Origin of the sequence: Kitasatospora sp. NBC_01246, from assembly GCF_036226505.1 — a bacterium.
Taxonomy (GTDB): domain Bacteria; phylum Actinomycetota; class Actinomycetes; order Streptomycetales; family Streptomycetaceae; genus Kitasatospora.
Genome location: NZ_CP108484.1, coordinates 3,956,366 through 3,974,627, shown reverse-complemented (window position 1 = coordinate 3,974,627; position 18,262 = coordinate 3,956,366). Strand labels below are relative to the sequence as shown.

At 72.9% G+C, this 18,262-nt stretch carries 17 protein-coding genes and 1 tRNA gene; 13 read left to right on the top strand and 5 right to left on the bottom strand.

The window, feature by feature from the left end; all coding sequences use genetic code 11:
• Positions 1–69 precede the first annotated feature (69 nt).
• Together OG618_RS17415 and OG618_RS17410 are read left to right on the top strand one after the other, a co-directional pair.
• A complete protein-coding gene (locus OG618_RS17415) occupies positions 70–1,356 on the top strand; it encodes a sensor histidine kinase (RefSeq protein WP_329488388.1) in 1,287 nt (428 codons plus the stop codon).
• Positions 1,357–1,358: 2 nt separating this feature from the next.
• Entirely contained in the window at positions 1,359–2,051 is a 693-nt protein-coding gene (locus tag OG618_RS17410) for a response regulator transcription factor (protein ID WP_238863613.1), read from the top strand.
• Between the two features lie 219 nt (positions 2,052–2,270).
• Here OG618_RS17410 and OG618_RS17405 read toward each other — a convergent pair whose 3' ends face one another.
• Positions 2,271–2,942, bottom strand: a complete 672-nt coding sequence (locus OG618_RS17405; protein WP_329488386.1) for a DUF461 domain-containing protein — start codon at positions 2,940–2,942, stop codon at positions 2,271–2,273.
• 547 nt (positions 2,943–3,489) lie between these two features.
• Between OG618_RS17405 and OG618_RS17400 the strand changes: the two genes are divergently transcribed.
• From OG618_RS17400 to OG618_RS17370, 7 genes are all read left to right on the top strand, one after another.
• Positions 3,490–3,972, top strand: coding sequence for a CarD family transcriptional regulator (locus tag OG618_RS17400; protein ID WP_030244332.1), 483 nt, complete (start codon positions 3,490–3,492; stop codon positions 3,970–3,972).
• A gap of 280 nt (positions 3,973–4,252) precedes the next feature.
• Positions 4,253–5,011 (top strand): 2-C-methyl-D-erythritol 4-phosphate cytidylyltransferase, encoded by a 759-nt coding sequence (gene ispD / locus OG618_RS17395; RefSeq protein ID WP_329492152.1) that lies wholly within the window; start codon positions 4,253–4,255, stop codon positions 5,009–5,011.
• Positions 5,001–5,573 (top strand): 2-C-methyl-D-erythritol 2,4-cyclodiphosphate synthase, encoded by a 573-nt coding sequence (gene ispF / locus OG618_RS17390; protein ID WP_329488384.1) that lies wholly within the window; start codon positions 5,001–5,003, stop codon positions 5,571–5,573. The genes ispD and ispF overlap by 11 nt, the downstream gene beginning before the upstream one ends.
• A 231-nt stretch (positions 5,574–5,804) precedes the next feature.
• Positions 5,805–6,200, top strand: coding sequence for a PPOX class F420-dependent oxidoreductase (locus OG618_RS17385; protein ID WP_329488383.1), 396 nt, complete (start codon positions 5,805–5,807; stop codon positions 6,198–6,200).
• A 116-nt stretch (positions 6,201–6,316) separates the two neighbouring features.
• Positions 6,317–7,711, top strand: coding sequence for a cysteine--tRNA ligase (gene cysS / locus OG618_RS17380; RefSeq protein WP_329488382.1), 1,395 nt, complete (start codon positions 6,317–6,319; stop codon positions 7,709–7,711).
• A 134-nt stretch (positions 7,712–7,845) separates the two neighbouring features.
• Complete coding sequence (rlmB, locus tag OG618_RS17375) at positions 7,846–8,841, top strand: 23S rRNA (guanosine(2251)-2'-O)-methyltransferase RlmB (RefSeq protein WP_329488381.1); 996 nt, start codon at positions 7,846–7,848, stop codon at positions 8,839–8,841.
• 380 nt (positions 8,842–9,221) lie between these two features.
• Complete coding sequence (locus tag OG618_RS17370) at positions 9,222–10,853, top strand: DoxX family membrane protein (protein WP_329488380.1); 1,632 nt, start codon at positions 9,222–9,224, stop codon at positions 10,851–10,853.
• A 112-nt stretch (positions 10,854–10,965) separates the two neighbouring features.
• Here OG618_RS17370 and OG618_RS17365 read toward each other — a convergent pair whose 3' ends face one another.
• The 3 genes from OG618_RS17365 to OG618_RS17355 form a co-directional block, all read right to left on the bottom strand.
• A complete protein-coding gene (locus OG618_RS17365; RefSeq protein WP_329488378.1) occupies positions 10,966–11,802 on the bottom strand; it encodes a nucleotidyltransferase family protein in 837 nt (278 codons plus the stop codon).
• Positions 11,803–11,839: 37 nt separating this feature from the next.
• Entirely contained in the window at positions 11,840–12,280 is a 441-nt protein-coding gene (locus OG618_RS17360) for a hypothetical protein (RefSeq protein WP_329488377.1), read from the bottom strand.
• A 184-nt stretch (positions 12,281–12,464) separates the two neighbouring features.
• Entirely contained in the window at positions 12,465–13,556 is a 1,092-nt protein-coding gene (locus OG618_RS17355) for an ABC transporter ATP-binding protein (RefSeq protein ID WP_329488376.1), read from the bottom strand.
• Positions 13,557–13,834: 278 nt separating this feature from the next.
• Between OG618_RS17355 and OG618_RS17350 the strand changes: the two genes are divergently transcribed.
• The 3 genes from OG618_RS17350 (at position 13,835) to OG618_RS17340 (ending at position 15,195) form a co-directional block, all read left to right on the top strand.
• Positions 13,835–13,908: transfer RNA gene (locus OG618_RS17350), tRNA-Thr, on the top strand.
• A gap of 371 nt (positions 13,909–14,279) precedes the next feature.
• On the top strand, positions 14,280–14,513 hold the full coding sequence (locus OG618_RS17345) for a hypothetical protein (RefSeq protein ID WP_329488375.1): 234 nt from the start codon (positions 14,280–14,282) through the stop codon (positions 14,511–14,513).
• Between the two features lie 136 nt (positions 14,514–14,649).
• On the top strand, positions 14,650–15,195 hold the full coding sequence (locus OG618_RS17340; protein WP_329488373.1) for a methylated-DNA--[protein]-cysteine S-methyltransferase: 546 nt from the start codon (positions 14,650–14,652) through the stop codon (positions 15,193–15,195).
• Between the two features lie 118 nt (positions 15,196–15,313).
• On the opposite strand, the gene OG618_RS17335 is transcribed toward OG618_RS17340, so the two are convergent.
• On the bottom strand, positions 15,314–16,378 hold the full coding sequence (locus tag OG618_RS17335) for an ATP-grasp domain-containing protein (protein ID WP_329488372.1): 1,065 nt from the start codon (positions 16,376–16,378) through the stop codon (positions 15,314–15,316).
• A gap of 370 nt (positions 16,379–16,748) precedes the next feature.
• Between OG618_RS17335 and OG618_RS17330 the strand changes: the two genes are divergently transcribed.
• A complete protein-coding gene (locus OG618_RS17330) occupies positions 16,749–18,176 on the top strand; it encodes a family 2B encapsulin nanocompartment shell protein (protein ID WP_329488371.1) in 1,428 nt (475 codons plus the stop codon).
• The last annotated feature ends 86 nt before the right edge of the window (positions 18,177–18,262 follow it).

Here is an 18,262-nt window from a genome sequence, read left to right as displayed (position 1 = left end):
GGCAACGGGCGGCCGATCCCTTGATCCGACCCTGGAGGAGTGGCCACGTCATGCGCTTAGGCTGGCGGTATGGACGTGAACGTGGCCGCCGCCGCTGCCTGCGCCATAGCCGGGCTCGGCGTCGGCCTCACGGCCTCCATCGCCTTCCGTTGGAGCGAGCGCGAACAGGCCAAGGGCAGATACGGCGGCACCAACGGGAGAACCCGACAGCAGGGGCTCAACAACCCCACCCATGAACCTCCCCTTCCCCCGGGGGTCGACACCGTCCTCTCCGTGCTGCGCTCCTGCGCGATCGTGCTCGGCGAGGGCGACGAGGTGGTCAAGGCCAGCTCCGCGGCGTACGCGATGGGACTGGTGCGCGGCGGCGCGGTCGCCATCGACCAGATGCTCTCGCTGGCCCGGGCCACCCGCCGGGACGGTGAGATCCGCCAGGTCGAGCTGGAGGTGCCCCGCCCCGGCGCGGCGCGGGCCGCCGAGCCGCTCGCGGTGTCGGTCCGGGTCGCCCCGCTGGGCTCCCGGCTGGTCCTGGTCCTGGTCGAGGACCAGACCGACCGCCGCCGGGTCGAGGCGGTCCGCCGCGACTTCGTCGCCAACGTCAGCCACGAACTCAAGACCCCGGTCGGCGCGCTCTCGCTGCTCTCCGAGGCGGTCGCCGACGCGTCCGACGACCCGGAGGCGGTGCAGCGCTTCGCCGGCCGGATGCAGATCGAGGCGACCAGGCTGGCCAGCCTGGTCCAGGAGATCATCGACCTCTCCCGGGTCCAGGACGACCGGCTGATGGTCGACCCGGAGCCGGTCGCGGTGGACGAGCTGATCGCGGAGGCGATCGACCGCTGCCGCCAGCAGGCCGCCGCCAAGCAGATCCTGATCGCGGCCGGCGGCATCGCCGGCCTCTACCTGCACGGCCACCGCGGCCAGCTGGCCGCGGCGCTCGGCAACCTGGTCGAGAACGCCGTGAACTACAGCCCGCCGAGGACCAGGGTCGCGATCGCCACCCGCCGGATCTCCAGTGCCGCCGCCCTCGGCGAGGCCGACGGCGAGCTGATCGAGATCTCGGTGACCGACCAGGGCATCGGCATCTCCGAGAAGGACCGCGAGCGGGTGTTCGAACGGTTCTACCGGGTCGACCCGGCCCGGTCCCGGGCGACCGGCGGCACCGGCCTCGGCCTCTCCATCGTCAAGCACGTGGCCGCCTCGCACGGCGGCACCGTCTCGGTGTGGAGCGTCGAGGGCCAGGGCTCCACCTTCACCGTGCGCCTGCCCGCCGGGCAGGCCCCCGAGGACCACACGCTCCCCGCCGGGGAGTCCGCGCAACCCCTGTCAGACACAACCCCCCAGCTTGCCCCGGAGGCCTGATCGTGACCCGAGTACTGGTGGTCGAGGACGAGGAGTCGTTCAGCGACGCTCTCTCGTACATGCTCCGCAAGGAGGGCTTCGAGGTGGCCATCGCCGCCACCGGCCCCGACGCCCTGGAGCAGTTCGAACGGAACGGCGCCGATCTCGTCCTGCTCGACCTGATGCTGCCGGGCCTGCCCGGCACCGAGGTCTGCCGCCAGCTCCGGGTGCGCTCGAACGTCCCGGTGATCATGGTCACCGCCAAGGACAGCGAGATCGACAAGGTCGTCGGCCTGGAGATAGGTGCGGACGACTACGTGACCAAGCCCTACTCCACCCGTGAGCTGGTGGCCCGGATCCGTGCGGTGCTGCGCCGGCGCGGCGAGGCCGAGGGCCCCGGCGACGGTGGCGGCCCGGGCGCGCTGGAGGCGGGCCCGGTCCGGATGGACGTCGACCGCCACGTGGTGACCGTCGACGGCGCCAAGGTCGACCTCCCGCTCAAGGAGTTCGACCTGCTGGAGATGCTGCTGCGCAACGCGGGCCGGGTGCTCACCCGGATGCAGCTGATCGACCGGGTCTGGGGCGCCGACTACGTCGGTGACACCAAGACGCTCGACGTCCACGTGAAGCGACTGAGGGCGAAGATCGAGCCGGACCCGGGCGCGCCGCGCTACCTGGTCACGGTCCGCGGCCTCGGCTACAAGTTCGAGCCGTAGACCGGACGACCCTGAGCCCCCGTGCCGGGGGCGGGTGAGCGGCTCAGTAGAGCGGCCCGCTCCGCCGACGCGGACCGGGCGGCCCCACGAAGGACCCCTCCGGGCAGCCGCCCGGAGGGGTCCTTCGCGTGCGCGACCGAGCCCGGCCGGCCCTCCGCGTGTCCGCCTCCGCGGTGCCCGGATCCCGCGTTCGCGGGACCGGGCGCCGGAGGCGGTGGGTCAGTGGGAGCCGGCGGTCGGCGAGGCGGTGCCGGCCGGAGTGGCCGCACCGGTGCCGGCCGCGGTACCGGAGGGGGCGGCGGTGCCCGAGGGGGTGGCGGCACCGGCCGAGGCGCTGGGCGAGCCGGCGGCCTTGGACGGCACGGCGGCGGGGGAGGCGGTCGGGCCCCAGCCCTTGTACAGACCCTTGTTCGGGCTGACCGCGGCCTCGGTCGCGACCTTCTCGCCGTTCTTGAAGGCGAAGGCGGTGGGCACGAAGCCACCGACGTGGACGCTGGCCGAGGCGACCTTGGCGGAGGGGTTGCCTTCGCCGCCGATCAGCACGGCGCCGCCGGCCGGGACGACGATGCTGCCCAGCGGGGCGCCCTTCTGGTCGGCGAAGGCGGCGGCCCCGCCGTCGCCCACGACGATGGACTGGAGCTCGACGGGCTCCGTCCCGGTGTTGCTGATGTTCACCGACACGTTGGCCGGACCGGTGTGCTCGCCGGAGGACTCGTCCCCGGTGATGACAACGATGTTGTTCAGCCGGAGGTCGGTGCCGACCGTCGCGTAGGCGTTGTCGGGCTTGATCTCCAGAGTCTCCGCCTTGTTGCCGGCCGAGCAGGACGACAGCGAGGCGATGGCGAGGGCGGCGATGGCGGCGATGCTGCCGACTCGAATGCTGCGGCTCACGGCGGCGGCTTCTCCTAGGTCACATGTCGGGTGGTCAGGCCTCAGATTATCGACCTCGCTTATGCGCTCCTCACGGGGTGGTCCCCGTGTCGCGCTCCGGGAGTCCGCCCGGCGCCCGGACGGCGGCACCCCGCCACGCCCGGAGACGACCGGCGGGGCGGCGTCGGCGGGGCCCCGCGCCCGGCACCGGCACGGCGCGGGCCCGGACGGCGGTACGGCTCCGACCTCGGCCGCGACCCGGCGCCGTACTCGTGGCAACACACCGGCGTGTCCTGGTCAAGTGTCGACCAAGATCGGATCACGATCGGGAAACGGCCCGATAAACGGTGAAATCTCAAGATCCAATCACGGTTTCAGGAGTGTTGCCGCAGGTTTCGGGAGGTACCGGAACCGCCTCCGACCTGCGGGAAGCCCGCGCCGAAGGCCGCCCGCAGCACGTCATGGGGGTCCTTGTCAAGCCCCGAGACCGGCCCTGACCTGCGAAAACGCCCTTCGGGTGCGCCGAAAAGCGTGTTATTCTGGAAAGCCACGGAAGGGGTCCTGTCACATGACGTTCAAGGTTGGCGACACGGTGGTCTACCCCCATCACGGGGCCGCGCTGATCGAGGCCATCGAAATTCGCCAGATCAAAGGTGTGGACAAGACCTACCTGGTCCTCAAGGTGCAGCAGGGAGACCTGACGCTCCGGGTGCCCGCCGAGAACGCGGAGTTCGTCGGCGTGCGCGATGTAGTCGGCCAGGAGGGTCTGGACCGGGTCTTCGAGGTGCTTCGCGCACCGTACACCGAAGAGCCGACCAACTGGTCCCGTCGCTACAAGGCAAACCTGGAGAAGCTCGCTTCGGGTGACGTTATCAAGGTCGCCGAGGTTGTGCGCGATCTCTGGCGTCGCGAGCGCGAGCGCGGTCTGTCCGCCGGTGAGAAGCGCATGCTCGCCAAGGCGCGCCAGATCCTCGTCAGCGAGCTCGCGCTGGCCGAGAACACCAACGAGGACAAGGCGGAGACGCTGCTCGACGAGGTGCTCGCCTCGTAGCGCAGTCGGGCTCGCGCCCACCGCCCACACGTTCACAGCGCCCGATGCCGGCGCGCCGCTCACCGGACGAACCGTCCTGGAGTGGTGCAGTGGCACTTCGGGCGCTGAGGCGTGTCCGGACGACGCCCCCGCACCCGACGCACCCGAGCCGGCCGGCCCCGGGCCCGCATGACCGTTTCTGCGTGTTCTGTGGGCGGGAGACCGTGGAGCTTTTCGGAAGGGGTCCCGCGCGCCCGTCGTGCACGCCATGGCCATACCCACTTCGCCGAAGGAGTGAAACCTGAACGCCACAGGAGCAGTTGCAGCAGCGGTGGTGCCCGCCGCGGGACGCGGTGAGCGACTGGGGCCCGGAGCCCCGAAGGCCCTGCGGGAGCTGGGCGGGGTGCCGCTCCTGGTGCACGCCGTCAGGGCGCTGACCCGCAGCCGGGCGGTCGGGCTGGTCGTGGTCGCGGCGCCGGCCGACGGCGTGGCCGAGGTGGTCGGACTGCTCGACACCCACGGCCTGGACGGCAAGGACATCCGGGTCGTGCCGGGCGGGGCGACCCGCCAGGAGTCGGTCCGGCTGGGCCTCGCCGCGATCCCGGCCGAGGTGGAGATCGTCCTGGTGCACGACGCGGCGCGTCCGCTCGTGCCGGTCGAGGTGGTGGACGCCGTCGCGGCCGCCGTCCGCGGCGGGGCGGAGGCGGTGGTGCCCGCCGTGCCGCTCGCCGACACGGTGAAGCGGGTCGAGCCGCGGCCGGGCGGTCCCGAGCCGGTCCTCGACACGCCCGACCGCTCCACCCTGCGGGCCGTGCAGACTCCGCAGGGCTTCCGCCGGGAGACGCTGGCCGAGGTGCACGAGAAGGCGCTCGCCGAGGAGGCAGCCGCGGGGGCCGACGCCCTGCCGGCGGTCACCGACGACGCGGGCCTGGTGGAGCGTTTCGGCGGCCGGGTGGTGGTGGTGCCCGGCCACGAGGAGGCGTTCAAGGTGACCCGTCCACTGGACCTCGTGCTCGCCGAGGCCGTTCTCGCCCGCCGGAGGGCCGCCGATGCCTACTGATCCCACGGCCTCCGGCCCGCGCGCCGAGGACGCGGCGCCGACCGCCCACGCCCCGGCGCCGCCCGCCGCGGACTCGCGGCCGCCGCTGATCCCCCGGGTGGGGATCGGCACCGATGTGCACGCCTTCGAGGCCGGGCGCCCGCTCTGGGTGGCCGGCCTGGAGTGGCCGGGCGCCGAGTACGGCCTGGCCGGGCACTCCGACGCCGACGTGGCCGCGCACGCCTCCTGCGACGCGCTGTTCTCGGCCGCCGGGATCGGGGACCTGGGCGCGCACTTCGGCACCGACCGGCCGGAGTGGTCGGGCGCGTCCGGCGTCCGGCTGCTCGGCGAGGCGGCCCGGCTGGTGCGCGAGGCCGGTTTCGAGATCGGCAACGTCTCCGTCCAGGTGATCGGTGTCCGGCCGAAGATCGGCAAGCGGCGCGCCGAGGCGCAGGCCGCGCTCTCGGCGGCGGTCGGCGCGCCGGTCTCGGTCTCCGGGACGACGACGGACGGCCTCGGCCTCACCGGCCGGGCCGAGGGGCTCGCGGCGATCGCCACCGCGCTGGTGTACGAGCGCCGCTGACCCGGGGGCGCACCAGGAGCGCCGGACAGCGGCAGGGGCGGCCCGGGGGCGGTAGAGCGGTGGCGGCGGTCGGTAGGCCGTCCGGGTGGTCCGGGCCGGGAATACCCGGCCCGTGACGGGTGTTCAGGAGCCTTGGCCGGTGCCCGAGTCGCTACCGTTCGGAGCGGGCCGAGCGAGGCCCGCCCGCTCACCGCGGGGCGTCCGACGCCGCTTGACGAGAAGAGGTCCCCGATGGCCGCACAGCTCTCCGACCGGGCCAAGGCCCTGATCGACGGCAAGAGCTTCGCCGTGGTCTCCACCATCCAGCCCGACGGCAGCCCCCAGTCCTCGGTGGTCTGGGTCAAGCGGGACGGCGACGACGTGCTCTTCTCCACGGTGGAGGGCCGCCGCAAGCACCTCAACCTGCTGAAGGACCCGCGGATCTCGCTGGTGGTCAACCCGCCGGAGAGCCCCTACTCCTACGTGGAGTTGCGCGGCGAGGCCACCCTCACCCGGGAGGGCGGCAAGGAGCTGATCGACGAGCTGGCGCGCAAGTACCGCGGCGAGGAGTCCTACGGCTACGACGGCCCGGAGGACGTCCGGGTGGTGGTCCGGCTCAGCCCGCGCAAGGTGGTCGGCAACCTCTGAGAGAGCCAGGCGGAGCGGGTGGCTCCGGTAGGCCATGAAGAAGAAACGGCGTAGCCGCGGTATTGACATTCGAGAATGTCGCGGGGCACCCCCTCATGCCCACTACGCTTGACGCTGTGAGCATTCGCCTGTACGACACCAGCACCCGCCAGGTACGCGACTTCGTCCCGCTTGTACCGGGTTGTGTCTCGATCTACCTGTGCGGCGCTACCGTCCAGTCGGCGCCACACATCGGGCACATCCGGTCCGGGCTCAGCTTCGACATCATGCAGCGGTGGTTCGCCTACCGCGGCTACCAGGTGACCTTCGCGCGCAACGTCACCGACATCGACGACAAGGTCATCGCCAAGGAGCGCCAGCTCGGTACGCCGTGGTGGCAGATCGCCTACGCCAACGAGCGGGCCTTCAACGACGGCTACGCGGCGCTCGGCTGCCTCCCGCCGACCGTCGAGCCGCGGGCCACCGGGCACATCCCCGAGATGATCGAGATGATGCGGACGCTCATCGCGAAGGGGCACGCCTACGCGTCGGACGGCAACGTCTACTTCGACGTGAAGTCCTTCCCCGGCTACCTGGAACTCTCCAACCAGAAGCTGGAGAACCTGCGCCAGCCCGAGGGCGAGGGCGAGACCGGCAAGCGCGACCCGCGCGACTTCGCGATGTGGAAGTCCGCCAAGGCCGGTGAGCCGAGCTGGGAGACCCCGTGGGGCAGCGGCCGTCCCGGCTGGCACCTGGAGTGCTCCGCGATGGCGCACAAGTACCTGGGCCGGGCCTTCGACATCCACGGCGGCGGGATCGACCTGATCTTCCCGCACCACGAGAACGAGATCGCCCAGTCCAAGGCGTACGGCGACGACTTCGCGAACTTCTGGGTGCACAACGCCTGGGTCACCATGAGCGGCGAGAAGATGAGCAAGTCGCTCGGCAACTCGGTGCTGGTCTCCGAGATGGTCGAGCGCTGGCGTCCGATCGTGCTCCGGTACTACCTGGCGGCCCCGCACTACCGCTCGATGATCGAGTACAGCGAGGAGTCGCTGCGCGAGGCCGAGGCCGGTTTCGGCCGGATCGAGGGCTTCGTCCAGCGCGTGGTCGAGCGCTGCGGCGCGGTCGACGCGGCGCCCGAGGTGCCGCCGGCCTTCGCCGAGGCGATGGACGACGACCTGGGCGTTCCCCAGGCGCTGGCCATCGTGCACACCGCCGTCCGCCAGGGCAACAGCGCCCTCACCGCGGACGACAAGGAGAACGCGGTGGCGCGTCTGGCCGAGGTCCGTGCGATGCTCGGAGTACTGGGCCTCGACCCGCTGGACCCGCAGTGGACCGGGGCCGAGCACGGTGAGGACCTCCACGGGGTCGTCGACTCGCTGGTCAGGCTGGTCCTGGAGCAGCGGCAGGCGGCCCGGACCCGCAAGGACTTCGCCACCGCGGATGCCATCCGTGACCAGCTCGGCGAGGCCGGGCTGGCGATCGAGGACACCCCGTCCGGCCCGCGCTGGACGATCAACAACCAGTAACTCCATCCGAGCGATGGGGTGAGGGTGGGCCGTACCGAACCGGTGCGGCCCTCCCGCATGACGTAGCGCATGTCGTCGGCCGGCACCGGGTTCACGGTGCGGCCGGGCATGCCGGACAGACAGGAAGTACAGCCATGGCCGGCAACAGTGCACGCAGGAACCGCCGCAACCCCGGGTCGAAGAAGGGCGCGAGTGTCGGTACCGGCGGCCACAGCCGGAAGGCGCTCCAGGGCAAGGGCCCGACGCCCCCCGGCGCAGAGCGCAAGGGGCACCCGAAGCAGCGCGCGGCCAACGCCGCGGTCAAGCGCGAGCGGGACGCCAAAGCCCGGGCCGGCATGCGCCGGGCCGGCGGTGGCGGCAAGGGCGGCCGTGGCGGTGCCGGCGCGGCGGAGCTGGTCTTCGGCCGCAACTCGGTGGTCGAGGCCCTGCAGGGCGGGGTGCCGGCCACCGCGCTCTACGTCCTGCAGTTCATCGACACCGACGACCGGGTGCGCGACGCCTTCCAGGCCGCCAACGACCGGGGCATCCCGCTGATGGAGGCCCCGCGCCCGCAGCTGGACCAGATGACCGGCAACATGAACCACCAGGGCCTGGTGCTGCAGGTCCCGCCGTACGAGTACGCGCACCCCGAGGACCTGCTGGCGCAGGCCGCGGACAACGGCGAGGACGCGCTGATCATGGCGCTCGACGGGGTCACCGACTCGCGCAACCTCGGCGCCGTGGTCCGCTCCGCCGCCGCCTTCGGCGCGCACGGCGTGGTCATCCCCGAGCGCCGGGCGGCGGGCATGACCGCCGGTGCCTGGAAGACCTCCTCCGGTGCCGCGGCGCGGCTGCCCGTCGCCCGGGCCACCAACCTGACCCGGACGCTGGAGGCCTACCAGAAGGCCGGCGTGATGGTGGTCGGCCTGGCCGCCGACGGCGAGGCCGAGATCGGTGACCTGGAGGTGCTGGCCGGTCCGGTCGTGATCGTCGCGGGCAGCGAGGGCAAGGGCCTGTCCCGGCTGGTCTCGGAGACCTGTGACATCCGCGTGCGGATCCCGATGCCGGGTGCCACCGAGTCGCTGAACGCCGGCGTCGCCGCGGGCATCGTGCTGTACGAGGCCGCGCGCCTGCGCAGCAAGGTCGGCTGACCCCTCCCGACGCGCGGCCCGGCCGGGCCGTCGTACCGCGGCGGGCCCGACCGGGTCGGCGGGCGGTACGGCGGTCCGGCCGGGCCGTTTCCGCGCCCGGGTGAGCCGTTTCGCCGCAGCACAGCGGGGTCGGGCGGCGCAGGAGATCTTCCGGATTCTCCGCAGTCCGCCCGCAATTCGGGTGAAAGCGATCGGGCCCGACCGGGCCCGATCGCTTTTCTCATGATCACTTCAAGTGGGCGCCGGACATCCACTCGGGAGAGTGTCCTAACCGGGTGTCACCCGGTTAGACGGGTGTGGACACCAGAACACCTCGGCGCCCCCTCCTGGGCAACGGCAGCACCGGGATAGACGCGGGCCCCGGCCTCAATACCGTCAAGGTGCCGTCCGACCCCGCGCGCCTCAGCGTCACCCAGGCCAGCTTCCGGCTGCGGCTCGGCACCCCGGTGGCGCCGCTGATCGACGCCCCGGCCGGAGCGCTCTCCACCGGGGCCGCGTTCGGCGACCCGTACGCCGGCCAGGGCCTGATCCGCCGTCCGCTGGTCACCCCGCAGGTGGTCGTGCCCGCCTCGGCCGTACCGGCGCTCGCCGGGGCCGGCGGTGCCGGCGCGCCGCGGCGCAAGGGCCGGGTCACCGCCGTCACCTGGAGCGGCCAGGCGCCCCCCGGGGACCAGGCGGCCACCCGGCTGCTGGAGGCCGTCCGGCTGACCGGCGTGCCCGCGCCGGCCGGGGTCGGCGGGCGCGCCCCGGGCGGCTCCACGGCCGACGACGACACCCGGGTGATCCCGTCGTACGCGGGTGCCCGGACGGTCCCGCGCCAGCCGCGCGAGGGCGCCGGTACCGCCACCGAGGCGGGCGTCGGCCCGGTCGGCGCGCCCCAGGGCTGGACGCCCAGCGGCGAGCTGCCCGAGGTCTCCGCCACCGCCGGTGAGGGCAAGCCGCCGTGGTACCCCGGCCGCCGGGTGGACCTCGGCCTGGTGCTGCTGCCGTTGCGCGCGGTGCTGGGCTCGCTCTCGGTCTACGCCGGCTTCAGCAAGCTCTGCGACCCGGTGTACTTCGACGGCGGCGAGCGCGGCTCGATGATGCGCTGGCTCTCCTCGCTGCACCCCTGGAAGGTCGCCGAACCGCTGTTGTCGTTCGCGATGGCGCACCCGGTGGGCTCGGGGCTGGTGGTCTCGTTCACCGAGATCGTGGTGGGCGTGCTGACCATCCTGGGCCTCTGGCAGCGGCTCGCGGCCGGAGCGGCGATGCTGCTCTCCGCCGCCCTGCTGTTCACCGTCAGCTGGCGGGCCGTGCCGGTCTACGACACGCCCGACCTGATCTTCCTGGCGGCCTGGAGCCCGCTGCTGATCGCCGGAGCGCCGTTCGCCTCGTTGGACGGGCGGCTCAACCTGGAGGCGTGGCGGCGCCACGGCTCGGGCGCGCCGGCGGCACTGCGCCGGCGGGTGCTGCGGCGCGGTGCGGTGGTCACCGCGGTCGTGGTCGGCCTGACCCTGCTGCTCGGGTCGATGCTGGGCGCGGCGGTCCGCACCGGCGGCCGTCCGCACCCGGGGCCGTCCCGGCCGGCGACGGACTACGGCACGCCGGTCTGGCCGAGTGGCGGGCCCTCCGCCACCCCCGGTGGGCAGGGGCCGTCCATCTCGCCCGCGCCCGCGCGGCCGGCCTCGCCGGCGGCCGGCTCGTCCGCGCCGTCGTCCTCGGCGCCGGCCCAGGGCGCGGCCTCGCCGAAGGCCGGGACGCCCACGCCGAGCGGCAAGGCGCGGTCCACCAAGCCGGAGAGCGGTCCGAGTTCGGCCCCGGCGGCGCCGCAGACCGCGGCCCCGGCCGCCTCGGCGCCCGCGTCGCGCAGCACCCCGGCGCCGGGCAACGGTTCGGGGGCGGCGCCCAAGCCGAGCCCGAGCAGCAGCTCCGGCTCGGGGCTGCTCGGCGGCGTGCTGGGCAGCGGGCCGCTGGCCGAGCTGTCCGGCGGCGGGGCCCGGAACTCCCGGCCGGGCTCGCCGACGGCGACCTGACGGGCCGTCGGGCCCTCGGGAACGACAGGTGGCCGGGTGCTCCGTGGGGGAGCACCCGGCCACCTGTTCGTGGTCCCGGGGCCGGGGGCCGTGGGGCCGCCGCCGGGGTGGGTTACCGGGGCGTGTGGCCGGCTCCGGCGGCGAGTTCCTTGGCCGCCTCGGTGAGGTCCTTCGCGGTGTCGATGGCGCGCCAGTAGACGCCCTGCGGCAGCTGGTACCCCGCCAGGCGCTTGCCGCGCGCGAGTTGGGGGAACGTGGTCCGCTCGTGGTCCCCGACGTCCGGCAGCAGCTCGGCGAACTCCGGGCTGAAGACGTACAGGCCGGCGTTGATCAGGAAGGGCGAGGGCGGCGCCTCGATGAAGTCCAGCACGTTGCCGAACTGGTCCGTCTCCACCGCGCCCCACGGGATGCGCGGACGGGCCAGGGCGAGCGTCGCTACGGCGTCCCGCTCGTGGTGGAAGGCGGCCATGTCGCGCAGGCTGAAGCGGGTCCAGATGTCGCCGTTGGTGGCGTACCAGGGCTCGTCCGGCCGGGGCAGCGCCTTGGCGGCGTACTTCAGACCGCCGCCGCGGCCCAGCGGTTCGGCCTCGACGACGGTGCGGACCTTCAGCGGCAGGTCGGTCCGGTCGAGCCACTCCTCCAGCACGCCGGCCAGGTGACCGCACGAGATGACCACGTCGGTGACGCCCTCGGAGGCGAGCCAGGAGAGCTGGTGTCCGAGGATCGGCGTTCCCGTGCCGGGGATCTCGACCAGCGGCTTCGGCCGGTCGTCCGTGTAGGGCCGCAGCCGGGAGCCCTGGCCGCCGGCCAGGATGACGGCCTGGGTGACGGCCGTCGTACCGGGCGGGGCCGCCGACGGCTGTGGTGCCTGAGCCGTCTGCGGAGCCTGTGGTGCCTGCGGTGCCTGGGCGGACGTGATGTCGGCGGCGGAGCCGGAGTCAGCGGTCATGCCTGCACAATAGGGCGGCCGCCGGGGCGTGGCACCCCTAGGCGGCGACCCCGGAGGCGAACGAGCCGTCACAGACCGGCCGGGCGAAGGACCGGGCGCGCTGGACGTCCCCCTGGTACTTGCGCACGGCCGCCTTGCCGAGCTCACCGGCGAGCGAGGTGCAGTACGGCGTCAGGGCCGGCTGCTCGCGCATCGAGCGCTCCAACAGGTCCAGCGCGCTGCCCGGGTTGTGCGCGCGCAACTCCTCCAGCAGGGCCACGCGCAGGGCGTCCTGCGGAGCCAGGCCCTCTGGGGCCTTGGCCGCGGGCACCCGGCCGATGCCGGCGCCGTCCTCGCTGGAGGCTGCCACGACCTGCTGGTCCAGCCCGGTCGGCGGAGCCCACGGCACCCTGGTCACGGCGAGGGTGCCGGTGGTCACCAGGACCACGGGCAGGGTCAGGGCGATGGTCTGGCCGATTCGGCGAACTAGCTGCTTCACGCTCAGGAGAGTAGCGCTGGGTGGGGCCCGGATCGCCCTCCGTTACACCATCGAGTGACGTGGTGTCCGGGTTCGTCCCTTCACCGTGTTGACGCGGGTGGTGCGGACGGCCGAACGACGGCGGAGCCCCGCCGGACCACGTGGTCCGGCGGGGCTCCGCCCGGGTCGTTCGCCGCCGCGAGCGTCAGTTGCTCAGGCGGGCACCGCTGCTGGTGGAGAACACGTGGGTCTCGTTGGCGATCGGCACGACGTGGATGGTCTCGCCGCGCTGCGGGATCTGGCGGCCGTGCACGCGCACGACCAGGTCCTTGTCCTCGCCGCCGAGCTTGGTGGTGCCGTAGACGAAGCCGTCCGAGCCGAGCTCCTCGACCACGTTGACGGTCACGGCGACGCCCTCGATGCCGCCGGCCGGGACGATCTCGAAGTGCTCCGGGCGGACGCCGACGGTCACCGACTTGTCGGTGCCGGCGCCGGAGAGGTCCTCGCGGGAGATGTTGACGATCGAGCCGCCGAACTTCACCCCGCCGTCCACCAGCGGCACGTCGATCAGGTTCATCGCGGGCGAGCCGATGAAGCCGGCCACGAAGAGGTTGGCGGGCCGGTCGTACATGTTGCGCGGGGTGTCGACCTGCTGCAGCACGCCGCCCTTGAGCACCGCGACGCGGTCGCCCATGGTGAGCGCCTCGGTCTGGTCGTGGGTGACGTACACGGTGGTGATGCCCAGGCGGCGCTGCAGGCCCGCGATCTGGGTGCGGGTGGAGACGCGGAGCTTGGCGTCGAGGTTCGACAGCGGCTCGTCCATCAGGAAGACCTGCGGCTCGCGGACGATCGCGCGGCCCATCGCGACACGCTGGCGCTGACCGCCGGAGAGCGCCTTCGGCTTGCGGTCCAGGTACTCGGTGAGGTCGAGGATCTTCGCGGCCTCTTCGACCTTGGTGCGGATCTCGGTCTTGTTGACGCCCGCGATCTTGAGCGCGAAGCCCATGTTCTCCGCGACGGTCATGTGCGGGTAGAGCGCGTAGTTCTGGAACACCATGGCGATGTCCCGGTCCTTCGGCGGCAGGTGCGTGACGTCGCGGTCACCGATGCGGATCGCGCCGGCGTTCACGTCCTCCAGGCCGGCCAGCATCCGGAGGCTGGTGGACTTGCCACAGCCGGAGGGGCCGACCAGGACGAGGAACTCACCGTCCGCGATCTCCAGGTCCAGCGCGTCCACGGAGGGCTTGTCGGACCCGGGGTAGACACGGGTCGCCTTGTCGTACGTCACAGAAGCCATGGCTGTGCTCTCCTTCACCGGCAGGAACGTGCCGGACGATCCGAGTAAAGGTGGATGTCGTGCGCGGGCCCGCTCCTGGTCCGAACCACGGCGCGGGTCAACTCCGGGCGACGCTACCTGCGCCTACGCCGCTTGTCAGCCCCCGGACCCCTGGAATTCGGCATCGGTTCCATCACGCCCGCCCCACCCGCGATCCCCCGGATATGCCACCACCGCCCCACGGCCGCCCGGTAGACTGCCCCCGGTGCCGCCGTGACCTCGTCGCGGACGGTCACCATGCCTCCTTAGCTCAGCTGGCCAGAGCACCGCTCTTGTAAAGCGGGGGTCGTCGGTTCGAACCCGACAGGGGGCTCGGTGTTCGAAGGGCCGGTCGGGCCGGGGTGGTCCCGGGCGGGCCGGCCCTTCGTCGTCGTGGGGCGGGAGGTCCGGCCGCCCCGGCCGTCAGGCGCCCAGCTCCTCCACACGGCCCCGTCGTCCCCAGTCGGGTTGCCTGACGCCTGGTCAGCGTGTCTGTGGCGCAATGGCCGTGAACGCCGCCGGTCGGCCATGGGGCGGTCGCGGGTCGCGGGTGAGGAGGGGCTCCCGAGCCCCTCGCGCGAGGTGGCGGGTGCGTCGCGGAGCGTGGCCGGCCGGGCCCGGAGGGGCACCCGCGGTCGTGCGGCGGGCACGGGCGCCGGAGCGGTCGTACGGTGGAGGGGCGGGGGCGAACGGAGGAGGTTGGCCATGCCCGGTTCTCTCACCATCAGCCACCACGAGGCGGCGGTCGCCCTCGATCACGCGGATGCCAAGCGCCTCGCCACGGTGCTGGAGGAGCTCGCGTACCTGCTGGAGATCCCGGGGCCGAACCGGATCAACGAAGCGCAGCTCGACGCCCTGTGCGAGGGCCGGGCGGCCGACCGGACCGAGCTGTCCCGGTGGTCGCGCGGCATCGCCGCCGAGCTGAAGGGGCGGCTCTAGGACGGTCCGGCCACGCCGGGCGGACCCGCCGTACGATGGCGAGCGGGGCGGGTGGTCCTCGCGCGCCCCGCGGGTACCGGCGTGGCCGGTGGCCGGCCCGGCGGAGGAGGGCGGGGTCCCGAGCGTGCCGCAGTCCGTGTCACAGCCCACGGCGATGTCCTGGATGACGGTGGAGACGCCGCTGCCGAGCGGTCCGATGCACATCGCGGTGACGCCGCTGGGAGTGGCCGCCGCGGGCTACCTGGGGCAGCCGGGCGAGCGGCCGCCGTGCACCGACCGGTCGAAGATCGACGCGGTCACCGGGCGGATAGCCGAGTACCTGGCGGGCGGGCGGCGGGAGTTGGGGCTGCCCATCGACTGGAGCCTGAGCACCGGACCGCATCGCGCGGTGCTGCGGACGCTCTGGCACGAGGTGCCGTTCGGGCGGACCATCACCTACGGCGAACTGGCGGCCCGCAGCGGGGTGTTCGAGGGTGTCACGGAGCCGGGACTGGCGGCCAGGACGGTCGGGCAGATGATGGCGGCCAATCCGGTCGCGCTGCTGGTGCCGTGCCACCGCGTGGTGGCGGCGGACGGCATCGGCGGATTCGGCGGCGGCCGGGTCGGGATCGACGTCAAGCGCTGGCTGCTCACCCTGGAGGGCGTGCTGGAGCCGACGCTGGACTGGGACGGCCCGCTGTAGCGGGGCCGGGCGGAGCACGGGCGGCGACCGGGGCGGTGGCCGCCGGCGGGGTGGCCGCCGGCGGGGTGGCCGCCGGCGGGGTGGCGCCGGCGGCGGTTCGCGGGTGTCGGTACGGGTGTCAGTGCACGAGTTCGACCGCGGCCGGACCGCGGTCGAACGAACCCTGGCGCGGCAGGACCGGCTGGATCCCGGAGACCAGGGTGTAGTCGATCCCGGCCGGATCCCCGGTGGGCACGGTGTCCGGCCGCTCGCCGAGCGCCAACTGCACCGCGTTCCACGGCAGGTTGAGGCCGCACAGGCGCAGCTGGTGCAGACCTCCGGAGGGGCGGGTGTTGACGTCGATGACCACCGGCTCCCCGGCCAGGTGGCGGAACTGCACGTTGGACAGGAAGGACATCCCGACGGACTCGATCAGCCGGCGGGTGGGCTCCAGGTACCGCGGCGCGGTGGTGAAGCTCCGGCGGCGCCGGTGCTTGCTGCGGCCGACCGCGGCGAGCAGGGTGCCGTCGCGGTCGCCGAGGCAGTCGACCGATATCTCGGGACCCTCCAGGTAGGGCATCACCAGCAGGTCGGCCGGCTCGTCGGCGGCCGCCAGCGCGGCGGCCACCTGGTCGACCTGGACCCGGCTGTCCCAGCCGGCCAGCCGGTGCAGGCCGAAGGGCTCGCGGGTGAGCATCCGGAAGCCCTCGCCGCCGGCGCCGGAAGCGGGCTTGAGGCAGGCGGTGAGCCCGGCGGACTCGATCCGGTCGACGGCGGCGAGCAGGTCGTCGGCGCTCCGGACCAGCCACCACGGCGGGGTGGGCAGTCCGGCGGCGGCGATCGCCGCGTAGCCGTCGGCCTTGCTGTCGAAGGCCGCGATGGCGGTGGCGGGCGGGCAGACGAGGGCGGTGCCGATCGCCTCGAACTCCTGGTGGTGCAGCGAGATCGCGAGCTGGTTGAGCCGGGGCAGGAAGACGTCGATCGCGTGGCGGGCGCAGTAGTCGAGCGCGTAGGCGACGTAGGCGTCCGGGGGGAGGTCGCCCGGTTCCAGGGTGGCGTGGTCGGCGGCGGCGAGCACCGGGGAGTCGGCGTCGACGTGGGTCGCGTGGATCCGGACGGGGCGCGGCGCGGCGCGCAACTGTTCGATGAAGAAGACGTTCTCGGCGTAGGTGCGGTTGAGCCAGACACGTACGGGGGCACTCATGAAGGCCTCCCAGGGCAGGGGTGAACGAGGGGGAGGGCATCCGGTGCGGCCACTCGTTCGTCACTGGCCCCGTGGCCCTTGAGGCGCACCTTAGCGGCCCGGCTCGCCGGGGTGGACGGCGGGTGGGCCGGTGGCCGGGGCGGGGTCCGGCCGGGGGTCGGCCGGGGGTGGCGTCGGGGTGCGGCCGGGGTCCGGAAGGAGGGGTTCGACCGCGTTCGAATAGGGGTCGAACTGAAATAGATCAGGTGATCTAGTGGTCCTATTTGTTCGGTTATTCCGACCACTCGAAAGAGTGATTGTGGAAGCCTTCGAATGGGCCCATCATGATTCTTGCAAGGCGACACTTCATCGGGTATGCGAAAGGCTCCCTATGTCGACCGAAACCAACGTCGGTATTCCTGCGCCGGGCGGTACACCGCAATCCGGTTCGCAGCAGAGCCTCGGTACGGCCGGCGCGAGGAACCTCGCGACGACCACCAAGTCCGCGCCGCAGATGCAGGGCATCAGCCCGCGCTGGCTGCTCAGGATGCTGCCGTGGGTCCAGGTCTCCGGCGGTACCTACCGGGTCAACCGGCGCCTGCGGTACGCGGTCGGCCGCGGCCGGGTGAGTGTCGTCCAGACGGGCTCCGAGGTGAGGATCGTCCCACCCACCCTGCGCGAGGTGCCGGTGCTGCGCGGGTTCGAGGACGACGCGGTGCTGGAGGCGCTGGCCGGTCGCTTCGTCCAACGCGATTTCTCCGCCGGTGAGGTCCTGGTCACGGCGGGGACGCCGATCGACGAGGTCCTCATCATCGCGCACGGCAAGCTCGACCGGTGGGGAACGGGCAAGTACGGCGAAGAGGTGGTGCTCGGCTCCCTCGCCGACGGCGACCACCTGGGCGACGAGGTGCTCCAGCGCGAGGACGGCAGCTGGCCGTACGCGGTGAAGGCCGCCACCGCGGGCACGCTGCTGGCGCTCTCCTGGCCGTCGTTCCAGGAGCTCGCGGAGCGTTCCGAGGCACTGCAGCTGCAGATCATGGACTACCTGGCGGGCTTCCAGCAGGCGCAGAACAAGCACGGCGAGGCGGCGATCGAGCTCTCCGCCGGGCACCACGGCGAGTACGAGCTGCCCGGCGCCTTCGTGGACTACGAGCTGAAGCCGCGCGAGTACGAGCTGAGCGTCGCCCAGACGGTGCTGAAGGTGCACAGCCGGGTCGCCGACCTCTACAACCAGCCGATGAACCAGACCGAGCACCAGCTCCGGCTGACCATCGAGGCGCTGCGCGAGCGCCAGGAGGCCGAGCTGATCAACAACCCGGAGTTCGGGCTCCTGCGGAACGCCGCGTACGAGCAGCGGATCCAGACCCACTCCGGCCCGCCCACCCCGGACGACATGGACGAGCTGCTGAGCCGGCGCCGCGGCACCAAGATGTTCCTCGCCCACCCCAAGGCGATCGCCGCCATCGGCCGGGAGTGCAACCGCCGCGGCCTCTACCCGGACACCGTCGAGGTCCAGGGCAAGCCGGTGTTCGCCTGGCGGGGGGTGCCGGTCTTCCCGTGCAACAAGATCCCGGTCGTCGGTGGTCACACCAGCTCGATCCTCGCGCTGCGCACCGGCGAGGACAACCAGGGTGTCATCGGGCTGCACCAGACCGGAATTCCCGATGAATACCAGCCGAGCCTCTCGGTGCGGTTCATGGGGATCAGCGAGAAGGCCGTCATTTCCTATCTCGTCAGCGCCTACTACTCCGCCGCCATTCTGGTGCCCGACGCGGTGGGCGTGCTGGAGAACGTCGACGTCGCGCACCACCACGACTGACCGGGGTCGATCGGCATCGCGCCGTCCGGCCGGTCGCGGGGGTCCCGCGGCCGGCCGGACGGCGCCCACCATCAGGGGGAGGAACC

What these genes read in the sequence shown, in the direction of transcription:
- OG618_RS17415 (WP_329488388.1), top strand. Translation starts at nt 70, where the DNA reads ATGGACGTGAACGTGGCCGCCGCCGCTGCCTGCGCCATAGCCGGGCTC.
- OG618_RS17400 (WP_030244332.1), top strand. Translation starts at nt 3,490, where the DNA reads ATGACGTTCAAGGTTGGCGACACGGTGGTCTACCCCCATCACGGGGCC.
- ispF (WP_329488384.1), top strand. Translation starts at nt 5,001, where the DNA reads ATGCCTACTGATCCCACGGCCTCCGGCCCGCGCGCCGAGGACGCGGCG.
- OG618_RS17385 (WP_329488383.1), top strand. Translation starts at nt 5,805, where the DNA reads ATGGCCGCACAGCTCTCCGACCGGGCCAAGGCCCTGATCGACGGCAAG.
- rlmB (WP_329488381.1), top strand. Translation starts at nt 7,846, where the DNA reads ATGGCCGGCAACAGTGCACGCAGGAACCGCCGCAACCCCGGGTCGAAG.
- OG618_RS17365 (WP_329488378.1), bottom strand. Translation starts at nt 11,802, where the DNA reads ATGACCGCTGACTCCGGCTCCGCCGCCGACATCACGTCCGCCCAGGCA.
- OG618_RS17355 (WP_329488376.1), bottom strand. Translation starts at nt 13,556, where the DNA reads ATGGCTTCTGTGACGTACGACAAGGCGACCCGTGTCTACCCCGGGTCC.
- OG618_RS17345 (WP_329488375.1), top strand. Translation starts at nt 14,280, where the DNA reads ATGCCCGGTTCTCTCACCATCAGCCACCACGAGGCGGCGGTCGCCCTC.
- OG618_RS17335 (WP_329488372.1), bottom strand. Translation starts at nt 16,378, where the DNA reads ATGAGTGCCCCCGTACGTGTCTGGCTCAACCGCACCTACGCCGAGAAC.
- OG618_RS17330 (WP_329488371.1), top strand. Translation starts at nt 16,749, where the DNA reads ATGTCGACCGAAACCAACGTCGGTATTCCTGCGCCGGGCGGTACACCG.